Annotated in this window: 22 protein-coding genes and 1 pseudogene; 12 read left to right on the top strand and 11 right to left on the bottom strand. The window is 69.9% G+C overall.

Annotation, left to right across the window (positions count from 1 at the left end):
• The first annotated feature begins 97 nt into the window (after positions 1 to 97).
• From HNQ58_RS00625 to HNQ58_RS00600, 6 genes are all read left to right on the top strand, one after another.
• The gene (locus tag HNQ58_RS00625) at positions 98 to 1009 is read left to right on the top strand and encodes an SdiA-regulated/phytase-like domain-containing protein (RefSeq protein ID WP_183946846.1); all 912 of its coding nucleotides are present in this window, start codon (positions 98 to 100) and stop codon (positions 1007 to 1009) included.
• 135 nt (positions 1010 to 1144) lie between these two features.
• On the top strand, positions 1145 to 2008 hold the full coding sequence (locus HNQ58_RS00620) for an SPFH domain-containing protein (protein WP_183946845.1): 864 nt from the start codon (positions 1145 to 1147) through the stop codon (positions 2006 to 2008).
• A 115-nt stretch (positions 2009 to 2123) separates the two neighbouring features.
• Positions 2124 to 2309 carry a type II toxin-antitoxin system antitoxin gene (locus HNQ58_RS00615; protein ID WP_183946844.1) on the top strand — a complete coding sequence of 62 codons (186 nt, stop codon included), beginning with the start codon at positions 2124 to 2126 and terminating at the stop codon, positions 2307 to 2309.
• Positions 2310 to 2342: 33 nt separating this feature from the next.
• A complete protein-coding gene (locus tag HNQ58_RS00610; RefSeq protein ID WP_183946843.1) occupies positions 2343 to 2522 on the top strand; it encodes a DUF4177 domain-containing protein in 180 nt (59 codons plus the stop codon).
• 31 nt (positions 2523 to 2553) lie between these two features.
• The gene (locus HNQ58_RS00605) at positions 2554 to 3072 is read left to right on the top strand and encodes a PH domain-containing protein (RefSeq protein ID WP_183946842.1); all 519 of its coding nucleotides are present in this window, start codon (positions 2554 to 2556) and stop codon (positions 3070 to 3072) included.
• Between the two features lie 31 nt (positions 3073 to 3103).
• Complete coding sequence (locus HNQ58_RS00600; RefSeq protein WP_183946841.1) at positions 3104 to 3919, top strand: M15 family metallopeptidase; 816 nt, start codon at positions 3104 to 3106, stop codon at positions 3917 to 3919.
• Positions 3920 to 3973: 54 nt separating this feature from the next.
• Here HNQ58_RS00600 and HNQ58_RS00595 read toward each other — a convergent pair whose 3' ends face one another.
• The 9 genes from HNQ58_RS00595 to HNQ58_RS00555 form a co-directional block, all read right to left on the bottom strand.
• The gene (locus HNQ58_RS00595; protein WP_183946840.1) at positions 3974 to 4648 is read right to left on the bottom strand and encodes a DNA-3-methyladenine glycosylase family protein; all 675 of its coding nucleotides are present in this window, start codon (positions 4646 to 4648) and stop codon (positions 3974 to 3976) included.
• 14 nt (positions 4649 to 4662) lie between these two features.
• Positions 4663 to 5019: a DUF423 domain-containing protein gene (locus HNQ58_RS00590; protein WP_183946839.1), complete on the bottom strand. Its 357-nt coding sequence runs from the start codon at positions 5017 to 5019 to the stop codon at positions 4663 to 4665.
• A 140-nt stretch (positions 5020 to 5159) separates the two neighbouring features.
• Positions 5160 to 6326, bottom strand: coding sequence for a DUF4340 domain-containing protein (locus tag HNQ58_RS00585; RefSeq protein ID WP_183946838.1), 1167 nt, complete (start codon positions 6324 to 6326; stop codon positions 5160 to 5162).
• Positions 6327 to 6353: 27 nt separating this feature from the next.
• Positions 6354 to 8204: a Gldg family protein gene (locus HNQ58_RS00580; protein ID WP_183946837.1), complete on the bottom strand. Its 1851-nt coding sequence runs from the start codon at positions 8202 to 8204 to the stop codon at positions 6354 to 6356.
• Positions 8205 to 8225: 21 nt separating this feature from the next.
• Positions 8226 to 8960, bottom strand: coding sequence for an ABC transporter permease subunit (locus tag HNQ58_RS00575; RefSeq protein WP_183946836.1), 735 nt, complete (start codon positions 8958 to 8960; stop codon positions 8226 to 8228).
• Positions 8957 to 9886 (bottom strand): ABC transporter ATP-binding protein, encoded by a 930-nt coding sequence (locus tag HNQ58_RS00570; protein WP_183946835.1) that lies wholly within the window; start codon positions 9884 to 9886, stop codon positions 8957 to 8959. Before HNQ58_RS00570 ends, HNQ58_RS00575 begins: the two co-directional genes overlap by 4 nt.
• Positions 9887 to 10144: 258 nt before the next feature.
• Positions 10145 to 11296, bottom strand: a complete 1152-nt coding sequence (locus HNQ58_RS00565) for an SRPBCC family protein (protein WP_183946834.1) — start codon at positions 11294 to 11296, stop codon at positions 10145 to 10147.
• A gap of 205 nt (positions 11297 to 11501) precedes the next feature.
• On the bottom strand, positions 11502 to 12143 hold the full coding sequence (locus HNQ58_RS00560; RefSeq protein WP_183946833.1) for a response regulator: 642 nt from the start codon (positions 12141 to 12143) through the stop codon (positions 11502 to 11504).
• Positions 12140 to 13306: a sensor histidine kinase gene (locus tag HNQ58_RS00555; protein ID WP_183946832.1), complete on the bottom strand. Its 1167-nt coding sequence runs from the start codon at positions 13304 to 13306 to the stop codon at positions 12140 to 12142. Before HNQ58_RS00555 ends, HNQ58_RS00560 begins: the two co-directional genes overlap by 4 nt.
• A 184-nt stretch (positions 13307 to 13490) precedes the next feature.
• Here HNQ58_RS00555 and HNQ58_RS00550 point away from each other — a divergent pair, with 184 nt between their 5' ends.
• The 6 genes and pseudogenes from HNQ58_RS00550 to HNQ58_RS00525 all read left to right on the top strand — a co-directional run bounded on the left by HNQ58_RS00550 (position 13491) and on the right by HNQ58_RS00525 (position 18803).
• A complete protein-coding gene (locus HNQ58_RS00550; protein ID WP_183946831.1) occupies positions 13491 to 14087 on the top strand; it encodes a GNAT family N-acetyltransferase in 597 nt (198 codons plus the stop codon).
• A gap of 2 nt (positions 14088 to 14089) precedes the next feature.
• Positions 14090 to 14857, top strand: coding sequence for a septum site-determining protein MinC (minC, locus tag HNQ58_RS00545; RefSeq protein WP_183946830.1), 768 nt, complete (start codon positions 14090 to 14092; stop codon positions 14855 to 14857).
• Complete coding sequence (minD, locus tag HNQ58_RS00540; protein WP_183946829.1) at positions 14854 to 15735, top strand: septum site-determining protein MinD; 882 nt, start codon at positions 14854 to 14856, stop codon at positions 15733 to 15735. The genes minC and minD overlap by 4 nt, the downstream gene beginning before the upstream one ends.
• A gap of 13 nt (positions 15736 to 15748) precedes the next feature.
• Positions 15749 to 16024, top strand: coding sequence for a cell division topological specificity factor MinE (minE, locus tag HNQ58_RS00535; protein WP_183946828.1), 276 nt, complete (start codon positions 15749 to 15751; stop codon positions 16022 to 16024).
• 92 nt (positions 16025 to 16116) lie between these two features.
• A pseudogene (locus tag HNQ58_RS00530) lies at positions 16117 to 16590 on the top strand (hypothetical protein); the annotation flags it as partial.
• A gap of 311 nt (positions 16591 to 16901) precedes the next feature.
• Positions 16902 to 18803, top strand: coding sequence for a M2 family metallopeptidase (locus HNQ58_RS00525; protein ID WP_425504129.1), 1902 nt, complete (start codon positions 16902 to 16904; stop codon positions 18801 to 18803).
• 67 nt (positions 18804 to 18870) lie between these two features.
• Here HNQ58_RS00525 and HNQ58_RS00520 read toward each other — a convergent pair whose 3' ends face one another.
• Both HNQ58_RS00520 and HNQ58_RS00515 read right to left on the bottom strand, forming a co-directional pair.
• Positions 18871 to 20121: a multidrug effflux MFS transporter gene (locus HNQ58_RS00520; protein WP_183946827.1), complete on the bottom strand. Its 1251-nt coding sequence runs from the start codon at positions 20119 to 20121 to the stop codon at positions 18871 to 18873.
• 175 nt (positions 20122 to 20296) lie between these two features.
• Positions 20297 to 21337, bottom strand: coding sequence for a transglutaminase-like domain-containing protein (locus tag HNQ58_RS00515; protein WP_183946826.1), 1041 nt, complete (start codon positions 21335 to 21337; stop codon positions 20297 to 20299).
• Positions 21338 to 21349: the final 12 nt, after the last annotated feature.

Below are 21349 nucleotides of genomic sequence, written 5' to 3'. Positions count from 1 at the left end.
CGAGCATGCGGCACAGCGGCCTGCCGTTCAGCCCCGCGATTCACCCGGCTGGAATGATTTGCGATGCTGCCGGCTCCCCCGGTTTCCCGCCTTCGCCATGCGTTTGCTCCGTCCCGCCGTACCACTGCTTCTGCTGTGCCTGTGTCTGCCCGCCCACGCCGGCGAGCGCTGGGACGAGGCCGAACTGGCCGGGCTGGTCACCGACGCGCGGCTGGACGAGATCAGCGGGCTGGTGGTGTCGCACCTGCATCCGGGCGTGCTGTGGGTCCACAACGACAGCGGCGACGACGCGGTGCTGTACGCGATGTCGGACAGCGGCACGCACCTGGCCACGGTCGAGATCGAGGGCGTGCGCAACATCGACTGGGAGGACCTGGCCGGCTTCGAGCGCGACGGCCGCCGCTACCTGCTGATCGCCGACACCGGCGACAACGGCGGCATCCGCCAGACCCTGTGGCTGCACCTGGTCGAGGAGCCGGCCGAGGTGCGCGACCAGCGCGTGCGTCCGCTGCGCAGCATCCAGTTCCGCTGGCCGGACGGACCGCGCGACTGCGAGGCGGTGGCGGTCGATGCACAGCGCGGCGAAATCCTGCTGATCTCGAAGAAGCGCACGCCACCCGAACTGTTCCGCCTGCCGCTGGATGCCGCCGCCGGACCGGTACACGTCGCCGAACCCATCGGCCGGCTGACCGGCATCGCCCAGCCCACGCCCGACGACCTGCAGCGCAATCCGGTGTTCGGCCGTTACCGTGCACAGATCACCGCTGCCGACATCAGCGCCGACGGCCGCCGGCTGGCGGTGCTCAACTACCGCACCGCCTACGTCTACCTGCGCCAGGGCGACGAGGGCTGGGACCGCACTGTCGCCCGCCCGCCGGTCGAAGTGCCGTATCCGTGGCTGCCGCAGGCCGAGGCGATCGGCTTCGGCCCCGATGGCCGCACCCTGTGGGTCGCCAGCGAGAAGCGGCCCACCCCCTTGCTGCGGGTGCCGCCGCAGCAGGGGGATTGAAGATCGGGGCTCGGGACGCGGGCAGGCGCATCGAAGTCTTCACACTCCCGCGCACCCTCCTGCCGCTCGGCCGCACCGTCCCTTGCATATTGATATCAATTTGATATCTTTTCTTCACCCTCACGGAGAATCCCCATGAAAGAGCTCGAGATCCGCTCCTGGCCCGGCATTCCGGTCCTGATCCTGGTGCTGGCGCTGCTGGCCCTCGCCGTCTGGGGCTTCATCGACGGCGTCCGCAGCGGTGACGGCATGCAGCTGACGATCGCGCTGGTCGCCGCCATCGTGCTGCTGGTGAGCCTGGCCGGCTTCTACATGGTCGAACCCAACCAGGCGGCGGTGCTGACCCTGTTCGGCAAGTACGTCGGCACGGTCAAGGAACAGGGCCTGCGCTGGAACAACCCGTTCTTCAGCGCCAAGAAGGTCTCGCTGCGGGTGCGCAACTTCGAGAGCGGCCGGCTCAAGGTCAATGAGCTGGACGGTAGCCCGATCGAGATCGCCGCGGTGATCGTGTGGAAGGTGGTCGACTCGGCCGAGGCGGTGTTCAACGTCGACGACTACGAGAGCTTCGTGCACGTGCAGTCGGAGGCGGCGATCCGTGCGATGGCGTCGAGCCATCCCTACGACCAGCACGAGGACGGCCAGATCTCGTTGCGCAGCCACGCCGCCGAGATCAGCCAGCACCTCAAGGAGCAGCTCGACGAGCGCCTGACCACCGCCGGCGTGGACGTCCTGGAGGCGCGCATCAGCCACCTCGCCTACGCGCCGGAAATCGCCCAGGCGATGCTGCAGCGGCAGCAGGCCAACGCGGTGATCGCCGCCCGCACCCGCATCGTCGAGGGCGCGGTGTCGATGGTCGAGATGGCGCTGGAGCAGCTCAAGGCCAAGGGCATGGTCGAGCTCGACGACGAGCGCCGCGCGCACATGGTCTCGAACCTGCTGGTGGTGCTGTGCTCGGACCGCGCCACCCAGCCGGTCGTGAACACCGGTTCGCTCTATTGACCACCGCCTGCGCAGGAGCGGCCCGATCCGCGAACGGCGGCGTCCGGAGCGCAACGTCGACAAGCGGGCGGCCGCGACTGGAGCCGCTCCTGCAGGCACAGGTACACGGCAGCCCATGAGCGAGAAGAAAGCCTATCCGTTGCGGATCAGCGCCAAGGTCCTGGAGGCCATGCAGCGCTGGGCCGACGACGAGCTGCGCTCGCTCAACGCCCAGATCGAGTACGTGCTGCGCGAGGCGCTGCGCCGCGAAGGCCGGCTCAAGCCGCCCCGCGCGGAACCGACCGAGGACGATGCCGAGTGATGCGGCACTCCATGCACCAGGAGAGGAACTCCCATGGCCAATGAACGCTGGACCTACCAAGTCGTCGAAGTGAGACCGCGTCTGTTCGGCGTCAGGCCGGAGGACGTGCAGGCCGAGCTCAACCGGCTCGGCGCGCAGGGCTGGGAGCTGGTGTCGGTCACCCAGCCGGGCACGATGCATCCGGTCCGGCTCTACTTCAAACGCACCCAGTGAGTCTCGTGAACGCGCAAAACGGATCCTCATCATGAAACGTGAGTTCGCCCTCGCCCCGACCGGCAAGCTGCCTTGGCTGTTCCTGGCCGGCCTGCTGGGGATACTGCCGATGCTGCTGATCGCCGTCTCGGTGCCGGCGGCGGCCCCCGGTTCGCCGCAGGTCACATACGCGGCGCTGGCGCTGACCGGGTTCACCGCACTGGGCATCTTCGCCCTGGCGCGACGACGCTCGGTCGCCATCGAGGGCGACCGGCTGGTGATCCGCGCCGCGCTCTACACGCAGCGCATCCCGCTCGCCGAGCTGTGCCCGGAGCAGGCGCGCATCGTCGACCTGCGCGAACATCACCAGTGGCGCCCGGCATTGCGCAGCAACGGCCTGGGCCTGCCCGGCCTCAAGCTCGGCCACTTCCGCAGCCGCGGCCTCGGCAAGCTGTTCTGCGTGCTCACCGACGCATCGCGCGTGCTGGTGCTGCCCGAGCGCGGCGGACGCGCGCTGCTGCTGAGCCTGGAGCGCCCCCAGGCGCTGCTCGACGCGCTCCGGGCGCGTTGACGGCACACGAGCGCATCGCCAAGCTGCGCGCATGCTGCGACCGCGCGACTGGCGCCTGATCAACGGCGAACATTTCGAAGCCCTGCCGGCGGCGTTGGCGCGTGCCCGCGCCAATGCCGCCGCGCGCGCGCTGGCCCGAGCCGACTGGCTGATCCGGCGCAAGGACGATGGCCGCTATCTCGCCGCCGTATCGCAGCGCAGCGATACGCTGCGCGCCGTCCCGCTCGATCCGGCCGCGCGCCGCCTGGCCGATGCGCTGCACGCCTTCGCCGCCCGCCTCCATCCCGCCCGACGCGAACGCACCGGCGCGCGGACGGAGCTGTCGCTGCATCACCTGCCCCGCCTGCTGCACGCGCTCGGCCTGCCCGACGACTACGGCGCGCGGCACGCGCTGGCGCTGGTGGCCGAGCCGGTGCAACTGGCTTTCGCCGGCTTTGACCGCTACCGTCGCCCGCTCTGGCTGCATGCGGATGCCGCGCGCGCCTGGGCGCGGATGCGCGAGGCCGCGCGCCGCGACGGCGTGGTGCTGGAGGCGATCTCGGGCTACCGCAGCCATGCCTACCAGCTCGGCATCTTCCGCCGCAAGCTGGCGCGCGGGCAGACGGTGGAACAGATCCTCGCCGTCAACGCCGCGCCCGGCTACAGCGAACACCACAGCGGCCGCGCGCTGGACATCGGCACGCCGGGCGAGCCGCCGGCCGAGGAAAGCTTCGAGACCACCACCGCCTTCGCCTGGCTCGGCGCGCATGCCGGCGCCTTCGGCTTCGTCATGAGCTACCCGCGCGACAATCCCCACGGCATCGTCTACGAGCCGTGGCACTGGTGCTGGCGCCGCGCAGGCGCCTGAAAGGCGAAAAGCGAAATCACGCACGGCCGTGCGTGATTTCGCTCTTCCGACCCCCTACTGCTGCGACCGCGGCGCCGGTTTGGCGACGGCGCTGGCGGCGTCGGCGATGCGCCACAGGTACAGGCTGGCCCAGGTGCGGTATGGCCCCCAGCACTCGCCACGGGCGAGCAGGGCCTTGGGTGCGGGCATCGCTTCGGCACGGTCCACGATCTGCGCGCCCTTGCGGATGCCCAGGTCGTCGACCGGCAGCACGTCGGGACGGCCGAGACGGAAGATCAACATCATCTCCACCGTCCAGCGGCCGATGCCGCGGACTCGGGTGAGCGCGGCGACGATCTCGTCCTGGTGCATGCCGGCCATCTGCCGGGTGCTCGGGATCTCGCCGGCCTCGGCACGGCGGCACAGGTCGCGCAGCGCGAGTGTCTTGTTGCCGGACACGCCACAGGCGCGCAAGGTGGCGTCGTCGATGCGGCCGAGCGTGTCGGCATGCAGCTTGCGCGCTCCGATGGCGGCCTCGACGCGGCCGACGATGGTGGCGGCGGCCTTGCCGGAGAGCTGCTGGTAGAGGATCGCGCGGGCCAGCGCATCGACCGGGTCGAAGGGTTTCTTCCAGCGCGGGTCGGCTCCGATCGGGCCGATCCTGCGCATCCAGGCGCCGAGCCTGCGGTCGACGCGCGCCAGGTGCGCGCCGGCGGCCTCGACGTCGAAACCGCGCGGGTAGCGGGCCATGCCTTGCCTCCGGCTCAATCGCGCCGCACCAATGCGGCGACCGCCAGCAGCCACCAGCCGAGCATCATCAGCACGCCGCCGAACGGCGCGGCGGCGGTGCCGGTGCCGGCGAACACTGCCAGCGCCAGGCTGCCGGCGAACAGCAACATGCCGGCCAACAGCGCCGCCAGTGCCGAAAGCGCCAGCCACCCGGCCGCGCGCGGCGCCAGCGCGACCAGCGCCAGGCCGTGGCCGAAGGCGAACAGTGCCGCCAGCCCGAGCCGCGCCTGCGCCTCGCCATCGACACCGTGGGATGCGTAGGCGCCCAGCGCCACGGCGAGGCCGCAGGCGATGGCGCCGGTGGCGGTGAGCAGGCGTTGCGGTAGCGGCATGGGCGGCTCGACGGTCGTGAAAGCGGGAAGGCTACACCGCACAGAGCGCGCAGGCGCGCGGAGCGGTCGTCAGGCCGGCGCGGCATGCGCCACGATGCAACCGGTCGCGGCTCATGCCACCCCTGCCCCGGCGCCGCTCGTCACTGCGCCGGCGCGAGATACGCCTCGCGATCGCGGCGCAGGTTGGCGGCCTTGAAGTTCGGCAGTGCGAAGGCCCAGCCGTCGACCTTGCCGCGCAGCGCCTGGACGTCGGCGGACAGCTCGGCGAGGCGGGTGTCGGCGTCCTTGAGCAGCGCGTCCTTTGCCGTCTCGTCCAGTGCGGACGCGGCGGCTGTCTCACCTTCGTCGCCAGCGACCGGCTTCTCGGCGGCCTCGACGGCCCGACGGTCCTTTTCGACTTCGGCGGCCAGGAACTCGCGCGCCTGCGCCTCGTCCAGCACCGGCTCCAGCACCACCCACAGGCGACCATCGCGGTCCCAGGCGCGCAGGCCGATGCGCAGGCCGTCCTCGCGCAGGAACTCGGCAGCCAGGGTCGGCTCGCCCCAGTCGCCGTCGAAACGACGCACGTCGTCGAGCTGCAGGTTGTCGAACAGGCCGGCGGTGGCTTCCGGCGCGTAATCGCTGACCAGCCGCTGGCCGCGCGGGATCTGCGCGAGGGTGAAGCCGGCCGCATCACCGTCGCGGCGCTCGATGCGGAAGGCCGGACCGCGCTCCGGGCGCACCTCGACCGCCACGATCCGGCGCGCGGCGATGTCGAGCAGATCGCGCGCCAGCCAGCGGGCCGGGTCCTTCTCCACGGCCAGATCGGCGTCGGCCAGCCAGCTCTGCGCCTGCTCCGGCAGGCGCACGAAGCTGCCGCGGCCCTGCGGGTTGTTCCGGCCGACGATCACCGCCAGCGGTTCGCCGCCGCCATGCAGCTCCAGTCGCACACCGCCTGCCGCGGGCTCCGAAACGTCCTCGACGCCGAGCTGTGCATATCGCTCGGGCAGCGCGGTCTTGGGCTCGAGCCTGCGCGCCTGGGTGAAGCGCAACAGCAGGCCGCGCAGTTTGCCGGTGTCCGCCGGCCAGCCCTCGCGCTCGGCCACGCGCCAGACCTCGCCGTCGCGACGCAGCGTGACGAGCACGGCATCGCCGGCGCCGATCACGCGCACCTCTTCCAGCGCGTTCAGCCGCGCCTCCAGGGCGGGCAGCAGGGGGCCGGCCGCGGCATCGTGCCGCACCGGCGCCTGCCGTCCGCTGTACCACAGGACGCCACCGAGCAGGGCGATGGCGAGTACGACCAGCACGAGAAGTCGCTTGGCAGTCATCTCCTTCGTCTCCTTTCGCGGAACCGCTCAGCGCGCCAGCGCCTCGCGGCGGCGGCGCGCCTTCCACCAGGCGAAGCCGAGCGCGAACAGCGTCACCAGCAGCGGCATGCCGACGATGTTGAGGAACTTCAGCCGCGCACCCAGCGACTGGATGTCGGCATCGAGCTGGCGCCGCACCTGGCGCAGCTCCTGGCGGATGCGCAGCTGTTCCTGGCGGAAGCGCTGGATCTCGGCCTGCTGCTCGGGGCTGAGCAGTTGCGCGCCATCGGCGCGATCGCCCTGCAGCTCGACCAGGCGGCGCTCGGTTTCGGCAAGCTCGGCCTGCAGCTCGCGCTCCTTGGCGCGGAAACGATCGTCGGCGCGCCGGCGCAGCTCCTCGACAACCGTGAACGGGCGTGAAGAGGTCGGGCGGGTACGCACCGCGATCAGGTCGCTGCTGCCGACCAGGTTGTCGACCGCATTGATGACGAAGTCGCCGTTGTTGGCGAATGGATTGAAGATGCGCTGGCCGAAGAAGTTCTGCACCTGCACCCACAGCCGGTCGGCGAGCATGTCGGCATCGCCGACCAGGATGATATTGGCCGGCTCGCGGCTTTCGGCGAGGTGGCCCTCGCCGCTGCGCTCCGGGAAGGCAGTCCTGAGCGTGCCCGACAGCCGCGCCGCCAGCACGTAGCTCACGCCGCTGGGCTCGAAGCCGTCGAACAGCGCCCCCGGGTCGGGCAGGAAGCGCAGGCGTGCGACATCGACCGCCATCGAGGCCGGCGAGCTCTGGATCAGCGGCTCCAGCCGCACCTGCGCGTCGTCGGCGAGATTGAAATGACCGGCGATGGCGAGGTTGATGCTGTCCAGGTCGCCCGAGACCACGTCCTGCTGATTCAGGTTGGGCCGCCCGAGGCCAAGGAAGCCCAGGTGCCGCACGGGCGGGCGGTCGGCGCTGGGCTGCACCTGCAGCGCGTTGCGCGCATCCAGCACCGCCTTGTCCGGGTCGTACTGCACGCCCCAGGCCTGGAACAGCCGTGGCAGGTCGGAACTGCGCGTGGCGAACATCGGGTCGGCCTCCGGCCCGCTCTCGCCAGGATCCAGCTCGGAATGCGGGTCGACGAAGACCAGCAACCGGCCGCCGCGCAGGACGAACTGGTCGATGGCGTAAAGCGTGTCCTCCGGGAGGTTCTTCGGATGCACCAGGACCAGCGCGTCGATGTCATCGGCGATGCGGTCGACGTCTCTCCCCAGCCGGCGCAGGTCGAACATCTGCCGCAGCTCGCCGTCGATCACCCAGCCCTCGCTGACCCGTCCGGTCGCCGGGTCGAAGCCCGGGCCCATGTTGAGCGAGGAGAGCAGCCCGACCGCCGGCCGACGGTCGCTCGACAGCGCATGGATCAGCTTGGCGATGTCGTACTCGAGGAAGGCCTCCTTGTCAGGCTGGAAGAACGGAATGACCATCTGGCCGTCGGTGGCGTTGGTGCCGGCCAGACCGAAGAACAGCGTGTCGCCCGCCGCGCCGACCGGCACCGCCTGCAGGCCGAAGCCGGTGGCGCGGTCCTCGGCCTCGGAGAACGGCAGCGGGTCGATGACCTCCAGCCGCACCTTGCCGCCGGAGCGGGCGGCGATCTCCTCCAGCAGCTCGCGCACCCGCGTCGCATAGGTGCGGATCGTCGGCAGGTCGCGCGCGGCGCTCTCGGAGAAGAAGAAGTACAGGTTCACCGGCTCCTCCAGCCGCTGCACGATGCGCTGGGTGCCCTCGGAGAGGGTGTAGAGCCGGTTCTGGGTGAGGTCGAGCCGGACGCCGCGCAGCAGCAGGCCGGAGAGCACGACCAGGGCGAGAAAGACCGCGGCCAGCACGATCAGGGTGCCGCCGGTGTAAACGCGTTGTTGCATGCGGTTCATCGGTGGGCTCCTTCAGTCCGCCTTCTTCAGGGCGATCACGACCGTGCAGGCATACAGCCAGAAACCAATCGTGAGCACGAAGAACAGCACGTCACGCAGATCGAGCACGCCCTTGGCGATGGCGCTGAAGTGGGTCAGGAAGCTCAGCTGGGCGATGGCGTCGGCAAACGCCTGCGGCGCGACCGCGCGGACCGCGTCGAGTACCAGCGGAAAGCCCGCCAGCAGCAGCAGGAAGCACACCACCGCGGTGAGGATGAAGGCGACCACCTGGTTGCGCGTGGTCGCCGACAGACAGGCGCCGACGGCGAGGAAGGCGCCGGCCATCAGCAGGCTGCCGACGTAGGCGGCGAGGATAACGCCGTTGTCCGGATCGCCCAGATAGTTGACCGTGATCCAGATCGGGAAGGTCAGCGCCAGCGCAATGCCGACGAAGGCCCAGGCGGCGAGGAACTTGCCCAGCACGGCCTGCCACATCGTCAGCGGCAGCGTGAGCAACAGCTCGATGGTGCCGCTCTTGCGCTCCTCCGCCCACAGCCGCATCGAGACCGCCGGCACCAGGAACAGGTACAGCCACGGATGGAAGTTGAAGAACGGCTGCAGGTCGGCCTGGCCGCGCTCGTAGAAGCCGCCGAAGTAGAACGTCGTCGCGCCGGCGAGCACCAGGAAGATGACGATGAACACGTAGGCCACCGGGGTAGCGAAGTAGCTCGCCAGCTCGCGGCGGAAGACAGCGGTCACCGGACTCATGCCTGCGCCCCTCCCGTGGTGATGCGACGGAATACTTCGTCGAGCCGCCCGCGCTCGATCTGCAGTTCGCTGAAGGCGACATGGCGGCTGCGCAGACGCTCGGCCACGCTGTCGCCGAGCGCGCGTCCGGGCTGCGGAATCGCCACCAGCCTGCCGCTGTCGGCATCGGCCTCGACCGCCTGCAGGCCGTCGAGACCCTCCAGCGCGACGCGCGCGGACACCGTGTCGTCGGTGCGGAACGACACCGCGCCGTGATAGCGCGAGCGCCGCTCCAGCTCCGCCGGCGTGGCATCGGCCAGCAGCCTGCCGGCGGCGATGATGACCGCCCGGGTGCACACCGCGTCGACCTCTTCGAGGATGTGGGTGGAGATGACGATGGTGCGCTCGCGCGACATCTCGCGGATCAGGCCACGCACCTCGTGCTTCTGGTTGGGATCGAGCCCGTCGGTGGGCTCGTCCAGGATCAGCACCGGGGGATCGTGCAGGATCGCCGCCGCCAGGCCGACGCGACGGCGGAAGCCCTTGGAGAGCGTGTCGATCGGCTGCAGCAGCACCCCCCCCAGCGCGAGCCGCTCGACCACCGCACCGATGCGTTCCCGGCGCACCTCGCCGGTCAGGCCGCGCACATCGGCGACGAACTGCAGGAAGCCACCGGCGCTCATCTCGCCATAGCTCGGCGCGCCCTCGGGCAGGTAGCCGATCGCGCGCTTGGCGGCAAGCGGCTCGGCAATCACGTCATGACCACAGACCCGGGCCGTGCCCGCGCTGGGCGCGAGGAAGCCCGCGATCATCTTCATCGTGGTGGACTTGCCGGCACCGTTCGGGCCGAGGAAGCCGAGCACTTCGCCCGGCTCGACCCGGAAGCTGATGCCGTCGACGGCGGTCTTGCCGCCGTAACGCTTGGTCAGTTCATGGGTTTCGATCATCGCCGCACGTCCTGGATGCTGGATGCTGGTGACGGTGAGACGGGAAGCCGCGCCATCGGGCGACGACGCGACCGTAACCATTACCGCGCACGGCAGGCAAAGTTCCGCATGGACGGGGGTCCGCAACGTGGACGGAACCCGACCGCGCGCGGTGCGGCGCCACTCGTGCGGCGCCGGAAACGGCGCACGGCGGGAAACGCGAGTCGTCCGCCGCACGCGATGGCCGGTGGCGGCTTCACGCCGCCACCGGCGGTTTGCTTACCTGATCGGCCAGTAGACGTTGAACTGGCTTTCCTCGGCGGCCGTGCCCTCGATGTCCTGCAGATACTCCTCGAAGGCGCGGTCGTGGACCACTTCGCCGCGGGTCGCGGCCCAGGCGCGCAGCTGGTCGCGGACGACCGGCAGACCCGCCGGGTGGCCGTTGTAGACCGTCTTGAGCGCGCGGCCGGCGTAGCTGCGGCCGAACCTCACCTCGCCCTCGAGCTTGATCGATTCCGGATCGATCTCCTCCGCGGGCGGCAGCGCCTCGGCACCAGGACGCAGCTTCGCTTCCGTCTCGCCCTCGCCTTCGACACTCTCGTCGGCGGCCGGCTGCTCGGCGACGGCCGGACCGGTGCCCTTCTTGCGCACCGGCATGACCACGTCGAACTCGTACACGTCGGTACCGAAGTTGGTGGTCACCAGGCGGAACGGACCGGCGGCCTCCAGGTCGTTCTTCGCCATCACCTGGCGGATCCACTTGAGCTGGTTGATCATCGCGGTCTCGACCGCGGTGATGTTGCGCTCGGAGGTGGTCGGGATGTACAGCACGTTCTGCGCCGGGATCTCGACCGTCTCGATGGTCAGGTTGCCGTAGTCGTAGTTCGGGATGGTCGCGAACAGGGCGCCCAGGTTGGCCAGGCCGGTCTTCATGTCCTCGCCGACGGTGCGGGCGATGTACATGCCGGCGTAGCGGCCGAGCAGGTTCCAGCCGTACTCGACGTCATAGCGCTGGGTGATGACGGTGGTGCGACCGCGGCGCTCGATGTTGAAGCGCATCGTCTTGTTGTCGCCGTAGGCGTCGTTCTGCAGCGCGTAGCGGACCATCTGCACGCGCCCTTCCTGGCGGTTGTCGACGATCTCCCAGCTGCCCGAGCCGATGCGCTTGAGATCGGAGGCGTAGTCCAGGCGGGCGCCGACGCCGAAGTCCGGACCGCTGATCGTGTAGCGGATGTTCGGGTCGTGCAGGCGCATCGGATGCCAGTCGGCGAAGCGCTTGAAGCCGTTGAGGGTGTCGAACACGATCCGCACCGGACGGTTGGTCTCGGCGGTGTGCTCGATCGCCTGCTTGGCAGGCAGGAACAGGGCGACCACCACGAACAGGGCAACGACGATCAGGATGGCGGCGATGAATTCGAGAAGGCGGGTCATTCGGGATCTCTCCAGGAACGGCAGCGGCTGACGGGCGCGGGGGTGCCGCCAGCCGGCCGGAATCAGCAATGCTAACCGAAGTTCGCCGGCGGCTGCACAGGGGCAGCCGGGCAAGGCGCGAAATCGGCGCCGGAACGTGCCGGCGGTCACGGCAACGGCGCCCGCCCGCCGCGCGGACGGGCACCGCAGCCGCCCCGGTGCAGGCTCAGACCAGCTTGAGTTCGAAGGCCTTGAGCACGGCGCGCGTACGGTCGCGTACGCCGAGCTTGGACAGGATGTTGGAGACGTGGTTCTTGACCGTGCCCTCGGCCACGCCCAGCGAGTTGGCGATCTCCTTGTTGCTGAAGCCGCCGGCCATCAGCCGCAGGATCTCGGTCTCGCGCTCGGTCAGCGGGTCCGGGCGGTCCAGGCTGACGAACTCGTTGTGCATGTGCTCCAGCCCCGACAGCAGACGCTGGGTGACCGCCGGCTGCACCAGCGAGCCACCGGCGGCCACGGCCTGGATCGCGGAGACGAGCTGGTCCAGCGACACGTCCTTGAGCAGGTAGCCGCGGGCGCCGGCGCGGATGCCGGCCAGCACCAGCTGATCGTCGTCGAAGGTGGTGAGAATGATCGTCGGCGGCAGCGCGCCGGCCTTGGACAGCGCCTGCAGCGCCTCCAGGCCGGACATGACCGGCATGCGCATGTCCATCAGCACGACATCGGGCTTGACCTCCGGGATCAGCTCCACCGCCTGACGGCCGTCGGCAGCCTCGGCGACCACCCGGATGTCGTCGGAAAGCTCCAGCAGGGAACGGATGCCCTGGCGTACCAGGTTCTGGTCGTCGACGAGACAGACGCGAATCATGCCGGAGTCTCCAATGGCAGGCGGATGTCGAGCGCGAAGCCTTCGCCGCGCGCGGTATGGATGTCGATGCTGCCGCCGTAGGCGGCCAACCGCTCGCGCATGCCGCGCAGGCCGTGGCCGGGGGCGATGCCGTCGGCACCGCGGCCGTCGTCGCGGGCGCGGATGCGCAGCTCGCCACCGTCACGGCTGAAGCTGAGATCGAGGCGGCTGGCGCCGGCGTGGCGGACGGCGTTGGTGATGATTTCCTGGGCGCAGCGCAGCACGACGTGGGCGCGCTCGGGATCGTCCAGAGTGAACTGCTCGGGCACGTCGAGCCGGATGTCCAGCGCCGGGACCCCCTCGACCAGCGTGCGCAGGGCGCCGGCGAGCTCGACCGAGCCCTCGTCGCGCAGCTGGCTGACCGCCTCGCGCACGTCGGTGAGCAGCAGCTTGGCCAGGGTGTGCGCCTGGCGCACGTGCTCCTGCACCTTGCCGCTGCTCAGATGGCTGGCCACTTCGAGATTCAGGCTGAGCGCGGTCAAGTGATGGCCGAGCAGGTCGTGCAGCTCGCGCGAGATCCGCACCCGCTCGCTCATCCGCGAACTCTCGGCCAGCAGCGCGCGGGTGGCGCGCAGTTCGGAATTGAGCCGGCGCTGCTCGTCGCGCGCCTGCGCCTGCTGCTTGGCGACCAGGCCGATCACGAAGGCGAAGCTGGCATAGCCGGCGTACAGTGCCGACTGCAGCACCGCCTCGACCAGGGTGAAGCCGAGCCCCTGCATGAAGGCCGGCACCAGCGCCACGTGCTGCAGGATCAGCCAGGCCACGCCCAGCCGCAGCGGCAGCAGCCAGGCGATCACCCCGGCCACCACCAGCAGCAGCACGCCGCCCAGGCCAGTGCCGGTGAAGTGGCTCACCGCGATGGCCGAGAGCGTCAGCACCAGCAGCAGCACGTCGTCGTACCAGCGCGGCTGACGCACGCCGAGCGAACGGGTCACCAGCCAGTAGCTCAGACCGAAGGCGAAATAGGCCGCCGCCCACATGGTCAGCCGCACGTCGCTCAGCAGGCCGGCACCGTCCTCTTCCGGGAAGTACCAGGAATTGAGCAGCAGCGGGATCCCCACCATGGCCCAGGTGAACAGGCCGGCATAGCGGAGCAACTGCGTGTGGCTGAGGCGCCCGAGCATGCGGGCATCATAGGCTGCGCCGCGTGCGCCGCAACGGGGCCGGAAGTCACGCCGCGCCGGGCCGGATCGTGTCCGAACGGAGCGTTAACACCCGCCCGCCACCACCCCGCCGCCCGGCCGGCCATGCCATAATCCGCACCGGTGGCGGCCCTCCCGGCCGCCCGTCACGGGAGTACAGACAGGAATGTCGATCGTCATCCGCGACGTGCGCGAGCACGAGCTGGATTCCGTTCTAGCCCTGAACAACGCCGCCGGCGCCGCCATCCTTCCGCTGGACGCCGCGAAGATCCGCTTCTTCTTCGATCATGCCGAGTATTTCCGTGTCGCCGAAGTCGACGGTCTGCTGGCCGGCTTCCTGATCGCGCTCAGCCAGGACGCGCCCCACGACAGCCCCAACTTCCGCTGGTTCCAGCAGCACTACGACCGCTTCATCTATATCGACCGCATCGTCGTCGCCGGCTCGCGTCGCGGCGCCGGCCTCGGCCGCGTGTTCTACGCCGATCTGCAGAGCTTCGCCGAGGTGCGCAGCCCCCGCATCGCCTGCGAAGTGTTCCTGGAGCCGGGCAACGACATCGCCCTGCTGTTCCACGGCACCTTCGGCTTCCACGAGGCCGGTCGCCAGCTGATGCCGGGCGTGGAGCGCCACGTCTCGCTGCTGGTCAAGGAGCTGTGCAGCTGGCCCTGGGTGCGCGACACCTACGGCGAGAGCCTGCCCGAGCAGCCCTGGCTCGCCACCCGCCCCCTCCCCGGCCGCCAGCCGGCGCTCGCGACCGGCACCTGAGCATGGCGGCCGCCCGTCCCGACTACGAACAGGCCGGCGAACTGAAGATCGGGCAGGTGGGCATCGCCAACCTGCGCGTCCGCACGCTGGATGTTCCCAGGCTGGTGGAAGAGATGCGCGAGCGCGTCGAGCGCGCGCCCAATCTCTTCGCCCGCGCCGCGGTGGTGGTCGACTTCGGCGCGCTCAGCCGCTGTCCGTCGGTCGGCGACGCGCGCGCCCTGATCGACGGCCTGCGCGATGCCGGCGTGCTGCCGGTGGCGCTGGCCTACGGCACCAGCGAGGTCGAAGCGCTGTCGCGCGAACTGGGCCTGCCGCTGCTGGCCAAGTTCCGCGCCCAGTACGAGCGCGGCGAACCCGCGCCGGCCGTCGCGCCGCCGCCCGCGCCCGAACCGCCACCGCAACGCGAACGACCGGCGCCGCGCGCCGCTGCGCCGGCCGCCAGCCCCGGCCTCATGCACACCCTGCCGGTGCGCTCCGGCCAGCAGATCTACGCGCAAGGGCGCGACATCATCGTCTGCGCCACCGTCGGCGCCGGCGCCGAGGTGATCGCCGACGGCTCGGTGCACGTCTACGGCGCGCTGCGCGGGCGCGCCCTGGCCGGCGCGCAGGGCGACACCAGCGCACGCATTTTCTGCCGCGAGTTCCACGCCGAGCTCGTGGCCATCGCGGGGCACTACAAGGTGCTCGAAGAGCTCCCCAAGGCGCTGCAGGGCAAGGCCGTGCAGATCCGGCTGGAGAACGACAGGATCATGATCGAGGAACTGCCATGAACGAAGGCGTCGCAACCGAAACACTCCCGGACCGCGCCGAGGCCACCACCGCTTCGGGTCAGGCCCGCCAGGCGAAGATCGTCGTCGTCACCTCGGGCAAGGGCGGTGTCGGCAAGACCACGACCAGCGCCAGCCTCGCCTGCGGCCTGGCCAAGCGCGGCAAGAAGGTCGCCGTGATCGACTTCGACGTCGGCCTGCGCAACCTCGACCTGATCATGGGCTGCGAGCGCCGCGTGGTGTACGACTTCGTCAACGTCGTGCACGGCGAGGCCACGCTGCGGCAGGCGCTGATCAAGGACAAGCGCTTCGACAACCTGTACGTGCTGGCCGCCTCGCAGACCCGCGACAAGGACGCGCTGACCAAGGAGGGCGTCGAGAAGGTGCTGCGCGACCTGTCCGACGACGGCTTCGAGTACATCGTCTGCGACTCGCCGGCCGGTATCGAGAAGGGCGCCTTCCTGGCGATGTACTTCGCCGACCAGGCGGTGGTCGTGGTCAACCCCGAGGTGTCCTCGGTGCGCGACTCCGACCGCATCCTCGGCCTGCTGGCCTCCAAGACCCGCAAGGCCGAGCTCGGCGAGCGCGTGCAGGAGTTCCTGTTGCTCACCCGCTACAGCCCGGCCCGCGTCGAGGCGGGCGAGATGCTCTCCATCGCCGACGTCGAGGAGGTGCTCGGCCTGAAGACGCTGGGCGTGATCCCGGAGTCCGGCGACGTGCTCAACGCCTCCAATGCCGGCGTGCCGGTGATCCTGGACGACCAGTCCGACGCCGGCCAGGCCTACGAGGACGCCGTCGCCCGCCTGCTCGGCGAGGATCGCCCGATGCGTTTCACCCAGGCCGAGAAGAAGGGCTTCTTCAAGAAGCTCTTCGGCGCTTAAGGAGCGAGGGACGATGGGTATTTTCGATTTCCTGAAGGGCAAGAAGCAGACCGCCTCCATCGCCAAGGAGCGGCTGCGCATCATCGTCGCGCAGGAACGCAGCACCCGCGGCGGTCCGGACTACCTGCCGCTGCTGCAGCGCGAGCTGCTGGAAGTGATCCGCAAGTACGTCAGCGTCGACGTCGACGCGGTCAAGGTCGACCTGGTCAAGGACGGCGACCACGACGTGCTCGACATCTCGGTGGCGCTGCCGGACAGGGAAGAAGCCCGCGCGGCCGTCAACAGCTGAGCACGATGCCTTTTTCTGGAGCGTGTAGCGTGTGCTTTGCGCACGACTCCCCGGAGGCCACGTCGGGTGCGCAAAGTGCGCGCCACGAGGCCATGGGCGCGCCCGCGCCGGTCGAACCGGCCGTGCTGCGCCTGCATGACATCGGCTTCGACGCCCCCGCCGCCCTGCTCGCACGCTACGGGCTGACACTGCACCGCGTCGCCGACGGCGAGCCGATCCCCGGCAGCTACTGGGGCGACAGCGAAGCCGGCCTGATCGGCTGCACCGTCCAAGCCCGCGCCGACACCCCGGTGCATTCGTTGCTGCACGAGGCCTGCCACCTGATCGTGCTGCCGCCGGAACGTCGCGCCACCGTCCACACCGACGCCACCGACTCGGTCGCCGAGGAGGACGCCACCTGCTACCTGCAGATCCTGCTGGCCGACTGGCTGCCCGGCGTCGGCCGCGACCGGCTCATGGCCGACATGGATGCCTGGGGCTACAGCTTCCGCCTCGGCTCGGCGCGCGCCTGGTTCGAACACGACGCCGAGGACGCCCGCGCCTTCCTCGTCGCCCGTGGACTGCTCGCCGGGACCGGCGAACTCCTCGACCCTCTGCAGCAGCGGCTTCAGCCGCGACCGGGATACAACAGCGAAGATTCAGCCACGGATCCACGCGGATAAGCGCGGATGGAGCCGATTCAAGATCTTATCCGCGTCTATCCGCGCAGATCCGTGGCCAAAGACTGCTGTTGTTCCCGGGCATCCGGTCGCGGCCGTGGCCACGCCCACAAGCCCCTGCACTTGCGCAAGCCCACGGCTTGCGCGCCCCCGTCGCGCGCACTAGCCTGCCGGTTCCCAGCGCCACCCCCGGCGCACGTCGCCCCAGGAAACCCGCCGTGAAAATGCACCGCCCCCTGCTCGCCCTCGCCATTTCCGCCGGCCTGCTGGCCGGCTGCACGAAGGACGCCGCTCCGCCTGCCACGGCAGCCGAGGCCGATGCCTTCGTGGCCCGGGTCAACGAAACCTTCCGGCAGACGAACCCCGAATCGGCCTCCGCACAATGGCTGGCCTCGACCTACATCAACAGCGACTCGCAACTGATCGCCGCCAAGGCGCAGGAGCGCAGCCTGGCGCAACTCAAGGCGTTCGTCGAGGAGGCCAGGCGCTTCGACGGACTGGAGCTCAAGCCAGAGACCGCGCGCGCCATCCAGCTGCTCAAGCTGGCCACCGCCATGCCGGCACCGAAGGACCCGGCCAAACTCGCGGAGCTGACCCAGATCGCCACCCGGATGGAAGGCATGTACGGTGCCGGCACGTACTGTTCGGACCCGGACGACCCGGGCACCTGCAAGCAGATCGGCGAACTGTCGAGCGTGCTCGCCACCAGCCGCGACTACGACGCCCAGCTCGAAGCCTGGGCCGGCTGGCACACCATCTCGGTGCCGATGCGCGACGATTACCGCCGCTTCGTCGAGCTGGTGAACGAGGGCGCGCGCGAGCTCGGCTTCGCCGACGCCGGCGAAATGTGGCGCGCCGGCTACGACATGGACCCGGCCGATTTCCGCGACGAGACCGACCGCCTGTGGGGCCAGGTCAAGCCGCTTTACGAGCAGCTGCACTGCTACGTGCGCGGCCAGCTGGAGGAGAAATACGGCGAGAAGGGTTCGGTGGACGGCAAGATCCCCGCCCACCTCACCGGCAACATGTGGGCGCAGCAGTGGGGCAACCTGTGGGACGTGCTGGAGCCGTACAAAGGGGTCGGCAGCCTCGACGTCTCCAGCCGCCTGAAGGCGCAGCGCGACGGCGAATACAACCGTCTGCTGGCCTCGCTCGGCCGCGCCGCCACCGCCGCCGATCAGGTCGAACTGGGCCGCCAGGCCGATCTCGCCATCGCCAAGGCGATGAACGAGCGCGCCGAGGATTTCTACGTCTCGCTCGGGATGCCCCGGTTGCCGGAGTCGTTCTACCAGCGCTCGCAGTTCATCAAGCCGCGCGACCGCGACGTGGTCTGTCACGCCAGCGCCTGGGACCTGAACTATCAGGGCGACGTGCGCATCAAGATGTGCATCGAGCCGACCGAGGAAGAGTTCACCACCATCTACCACGAGCTCGGCCACATCTATTACTACCTGGCCTACAACCATCTGCCGCCGATCTTCCAGTCCGGCGCGCACGACGGCTTCCACGAGGCGATCGGCGACACCATCGTGCTGGCCATGACGCCCAGGTACCTGTCCAGCATCGGCCTGGTCGATGCGCCGGCGCAGAGCCGTGAGGCGTTGATCAACGCCCAGCTCAAGCTGGCGCTGGACAAGGTCGCCTTCCTGCCGTTCGGGCTGCTGATCGACCGCTGGCGCTGGGGCGTGTTCGACGGCTCGATCAGGCCCGAGGACTACAACAAGGCCTGGTGGGAACTGCGCGCCAGGTACCAGGGCGTGGCCCCGGCCGGCGAGCGCGGCGAGGACTTCTTCGACCCGGGCGCCAAGTACCACGTGCCGGGCAACACGCCCTACACGCGCTACTTCCTCTCCCACATCCTGCAGTTCCAGTTCTACCGCGCGCTGTGCGAAGCCAGCGGCCACACCGGCCCGCTGCACGAGTGCAGCTACTACGGCAGCAAGGAAGCCGGCGAGAAGTATTGGGCGATGATGGCCAAGGGCCAGAGCCAGCCCTGGCAGCAGACGCTCAAGGAACTCACCGGTGGCGAACAGATGGACGCCAGCGCCATCCTCGACTACTTCGCCCCGCTGCAGGCCTGGCTGGAAGAACAGAACCGGGGCAAGACCTGCGGCTGGTGATCCGGCTCGACCGATGCGGTGCGAACGGCCGGCGGGAAACCGCCGGCCGTTTTCGTCCGTCGAAGCGCTACAGCCGCTCGGTCGGTTCCAGTGCCGCCGCCTCGGCCACCGGCCCGGGCACGACGTGATGCCGCCGCATGTAGCCGAACCACAGCCACCAGGCCAGGAAAGTGAAGCCGCCAGCGGTCAGTGCCAGCGCCAGGCCGCCGTGGCTGACCAGCGGCGACACCAGGCCGGCGATCAGCGCATTGAATCCCAGACCGATGAAGGCCTGCAGGCTCGACGCCGCGCCGCGCTGATGCGGATACATGTCGAGAATGGCCAGCGTGAGGATCGGGAACACCAGCGCGATGCCGAAGGCGTTGAGCATCATCGGCAGCACCGCCAAGGGCGCCGCGGGCGCGCCGACCAGCAGGTTGTAGCCGACATTCACCGCTACCGCGAGGCCGCAGACCGCAAAACCCAGCCGGGCCAGCCGCGGCCCGCTGATCCTGCCGGCCATCCGCCCGGAGGTGTACGCACCCAGCATCATCCCCGAGATGGTCGGCACGAAGAACCAGGCGAACTGCTGCTCGTTGAGCCCCAGCAGATCGAGCACGAAGGCCGGCGCGGACGAGATGTAGAGAAACAGTGCGCCGAAATTGAAGCTGCCGGCCAGCGCCAGCCGCAGGAAGGCGCGGTTGCGCAGCATGGCGAGGTTGCCGTGCCACAGCTGCGCGGGATGAAAGGCGCGCCGCCGCGCCGGTGGATGCGTCTCCGGCAGCCAGCGCGCGGTCGCCAGCCAGATCGCCGCGCCGAACAGGGCGAGGAACCAGAAGATCGCCGGCCAGTCGGCGAAGCCGAGGATCCAGCCGCCGATGATCGGCGCGATCGCCGGGGCGATGCCGAAGATCATCGTGACCTGGCTCATCAACCGCTGCGCGTCCTCGCCGTCCAGACAATCGCGGATCACCGCCCGGCCGACGATCAGCCCCACGCCCGCCGACAGCCCCTGCAGCACCCGGAAGGCCAGCAGCGTGTTCAGGTCGGGAGCCAGCGCACAGCCCACCGAAGCGAGCACGAACACCGCCACCCCGCCCAGGATCACCCGCCTGCGTCCGACCGCGTCCGACATCGGCCCGTGGAACAGGCTCATCGCCGCATACGCCAGCAGATAGACGCTGATGGTCTGCTGCATGGCGACCTTGCTGGCGCGGAAGTCCGCGGCCATCGCCGGGAAGGCCGGAAAGATCGTGTCGATCGAGAAGGCGCCGAACATCGCCAGCGCGCCGAGCAGGACGGCGAGGCGGACGCGCGAAACCGGGAGTCGTGGGTGCATGCGGCCGATCCGTGGTGACGCGGCAGGATAGCAGGGCGACGGCGCCCGACTGCCTCGGTCCAGGCGCAAAGACTGTGCCGCACACGGCCCACCGACACAGGATGCAGATGCCGGGGCGGCCAAGGCCCCATACGGAGCCGTGCCCGTCAGGCGCCCCTCTGGCGACGCGGGTCACTCAGTGACGCAGCTTGCGCTGGTGGACGCCGCCACCGCGCTGGCTCAGCAGCTCGGCCCGCTCCAGCGAGCGCTCCGCGCGGCGCAGCTCGCCCATCTCCTGGTAGACCCGCGCCAGCGCCAGGTGGAAACGGAATTCGCCGTCGTGCAAACGGATCGCGCGCTGGAAGTAGTCGGCCGCCGCCGCGAACTCGCCGCGACGCTCGTGCTCCAGCCCGAGGATGAAGTTGTGGAACGGGTCACGCCGCTGGACCTCCAGCATGCGGCGCTCGTACTCGGCCAGCCGTCCGGCCCGCCCCTGCGCGCGATACAGGCTGGTGAGGTTGGTCAGGGTCGGGAGATGCTCGCTGTCGTGCGCCAGCGCGGCGAAGTAGGCACGTTCCGCGCCCTCGGGGTCGCCGACACGCAACTGCAGCACGCCGAGGTTGTTCCAGGCCGCCGCAAAGCCGACGTCCCTGGCCAGCGCGGCATCGAAGAAGGCGCGCGCGCCGGCGTGGTCGCCCTGCGCCAGCAGTTCGGCACCGCGGTTGTTGTACAGATGGGCCAGCGCGCGGTGGTCGTCGACGATCCGCGGCCGACCGCGGGTGGCGACCACGCTGCGGTCGAAATCCACCGTGTAGCGACGGCCCTGGATGCGCACCCCGGCGTTGATGTGGCCGGAGTGGAAGATGGTGCCGTCCTGCTCGATCCAGGCGAGCACCTGGTCGACCTCCTGGGCGTAGGCCTCGACGCCGACCGCACGCGCCAGGGTGACGAAGGCGAGCGTGAACGACAGGCAGTTGCCGCGCCGCAGCCGCCAGGTTTCCTCGACGCTGAGCGTGGTCTGCAGGTCGTACTCGAGCGCCATGCCGTCGGGCGCGAACATGAACTCGATCAGCAATTGCAGCCGCTGCTCGGGCGTGCGGGCGCGCTCGACCACCTGCGTCTGGACCCGCTCGCGCAATTCGGCCGGCACGGCGAACACCTGCTCCCGGTCCGGCGGCACCTGGGCGTACGCCAGGCCGGACAGCGCGAACAGCGCGATCGCCGTCAGCTTCGCCATGTCGGGCTCCCC

The organism is Rehaibacterium terrae (assembly GCF_014202935.1).
Taxonomy (GTDB): domain Bacteria; phylum Pseudomonadota; class Gammaproteobacteria; order Xanthomonadales; family Xanthomonadaceae; genus Rehaibacterium; species Rehaibacterium terrae.
This window is presented reverse-complemented; position numbering and strand designations above follow the sequence as displayed.

Excerpts from the sequence above, each read along its gene's own strand:
- HNQ58_RS00625 (WP_183946846.1), top strand. The coding sequence starts at position 98 with ATGCGTTTGCTCCGTCCCGCCGTACCACTGCTTCTGCTGTGCCTGTGT.
- HNQ58_RS00620 (WP_183946845.1), top strand. The coding sequence starts at position 1,145 with ATGAAAGAGCTCGAGATCCGCTCCTGGCCCGGCATTCCGGTCCTGATC.
- HNQ58_RS00615 (WP_183946844.1), top strand. The coding sequence starts at position 2,124 with ATGAGCGAGAAGAAAGCCTATCCGTTGCGGATCAGCGCCAAGGTCCTG.
- HNQ58_RS00610 (WP_183946843.1), top strand. The coding sequence starts at position 2,343 with ATGGCCAATGAACGCTGGACCTACCAAGTCGTCGAAGTGAGACCGCGT.
- HNQ58_RS00605 (WP_183946842.1), top strand. The coding sequence starts at position 2,554 with ATGAAACGTGAGTTCGCCCTCGCCCCGACCGGCAAGCTGCCTTGGCTG.
- HNQ58_RS00600 (WP_183946841.1), top strand. The coding sequence starts at position 3,104 with ATGCTGCGACCGCGCGACTGGCGCCTGATCAACGGCGAACATTTCGAA.
- HNQ58_RS00595 (WP_183946840.1), bottom strand. The coding sequence starts at position 4,648 with ATGGCCCGCTACCCGCGCGGTTTCGACGTCGAGGCCGCCGGCGCGCAC.
- HNQ58_RS00590 (WP_183946839.1), bottom strand. The coding sequence starts at position 5,019 with ATGCCGCTACCGCAACGCCTGCTCACCGCCACCGGCGCCATCGCCTGC.
- HNQ58_RS00585 (WP_183946838.1), bottom strand. The coding sequence starts at position 6,326 with ATGACTGCCAAGCGACTTCTCGTGCTGGTCGTACTCGCCATCGCCCTG.
- HNQ58_RS00580 (WP_183946837.1), bottom strand. The coding sequence starts at position 8,204 with ATGCAACAACGCGTTTACACCGGCGGCACCCTGATCGTGCTGGCCGCG.
- HNQ58_RS00575 (WP_183946836.1), bottom strand. The coding sequence starts at position 8,960 with ATGAGTCCGGTGACCGCTGTCTTCCGCCGCGAGCTGGCGAGCTACTTC.
- HNQ58_RS00570 (WP_183946835.1), bottom strand. The coding sequence starts at position 9,886 with ATGATCGAAACCCATGAACTGACCAAGCGTTACGGCGGCAAGACCGCC.
- HNQ58_RS00565 (WP_183946834.1), bottom strand. The coding sequence starts at position 11,296 with ATGACCCGCCTTCTCGAATTCATCGCCGCCATCCTGATCGTCGTTGCC.
- HNQ58_RS00560 (WP_183946833.1), bottom strand. The coding sequence starts at position 12,143 with ATGATTCGCGTCTGTCTCGTCGACGACCAGAACCTGGTACGCCAGGGC.
- HNQ58_RS00555 (WP_183946832.1), bottom strand. The coding sequence starts at position 13,306 with ATGCTCGGGCGCCTCAGCCACACGCAGTTGCTCCGCTATGCCGGCCTG.
- HNQ58_RS00550 (WP_183946831.1), top strand. The coding sequence starts at position 13,491 with ATGTCGATCGTCATCCGCGACGTGCGCGAGCACGAGCTGGATTCCGTT.
- minC (WP_183946830.1), top strand. The coding sequence starts at position 14,090 with ATGGCGGCCGCCCGTCCCGACTACGAACAGGCCGGCGAACTGAAGATC.
- minD (WP_183946829.1), top strand. The coding sequence starts at position 14,854 with ATGAACGAAGGCGTCGCAACCGAAACACTCCCGGACCGCGCCGAGGCC.
- minE (WP_183946828.1), top strand. The coding sequence starts at position 15,749 with ATGGGTATTTTCGATTTCCTGAAGGGCAAGAAGCAGACCGCCTCCATC.
- HNQ58_RS00520 (WP_183946827.1), bottom strand. The coding sequence starts at position 20,121 with ATGCACCCACGACTCCCGGTTTCGCGCGTCCGCCTCGCCGTCCTGCTC.
- HNQ58_RS00515 (WP_183946826.1), bottom strand. The coding sequence starts at position 21,337 with ATGGCGAAGCTGACGGCGATCGCGCTGTTCGCGCTGTCCGGCCTGGCG.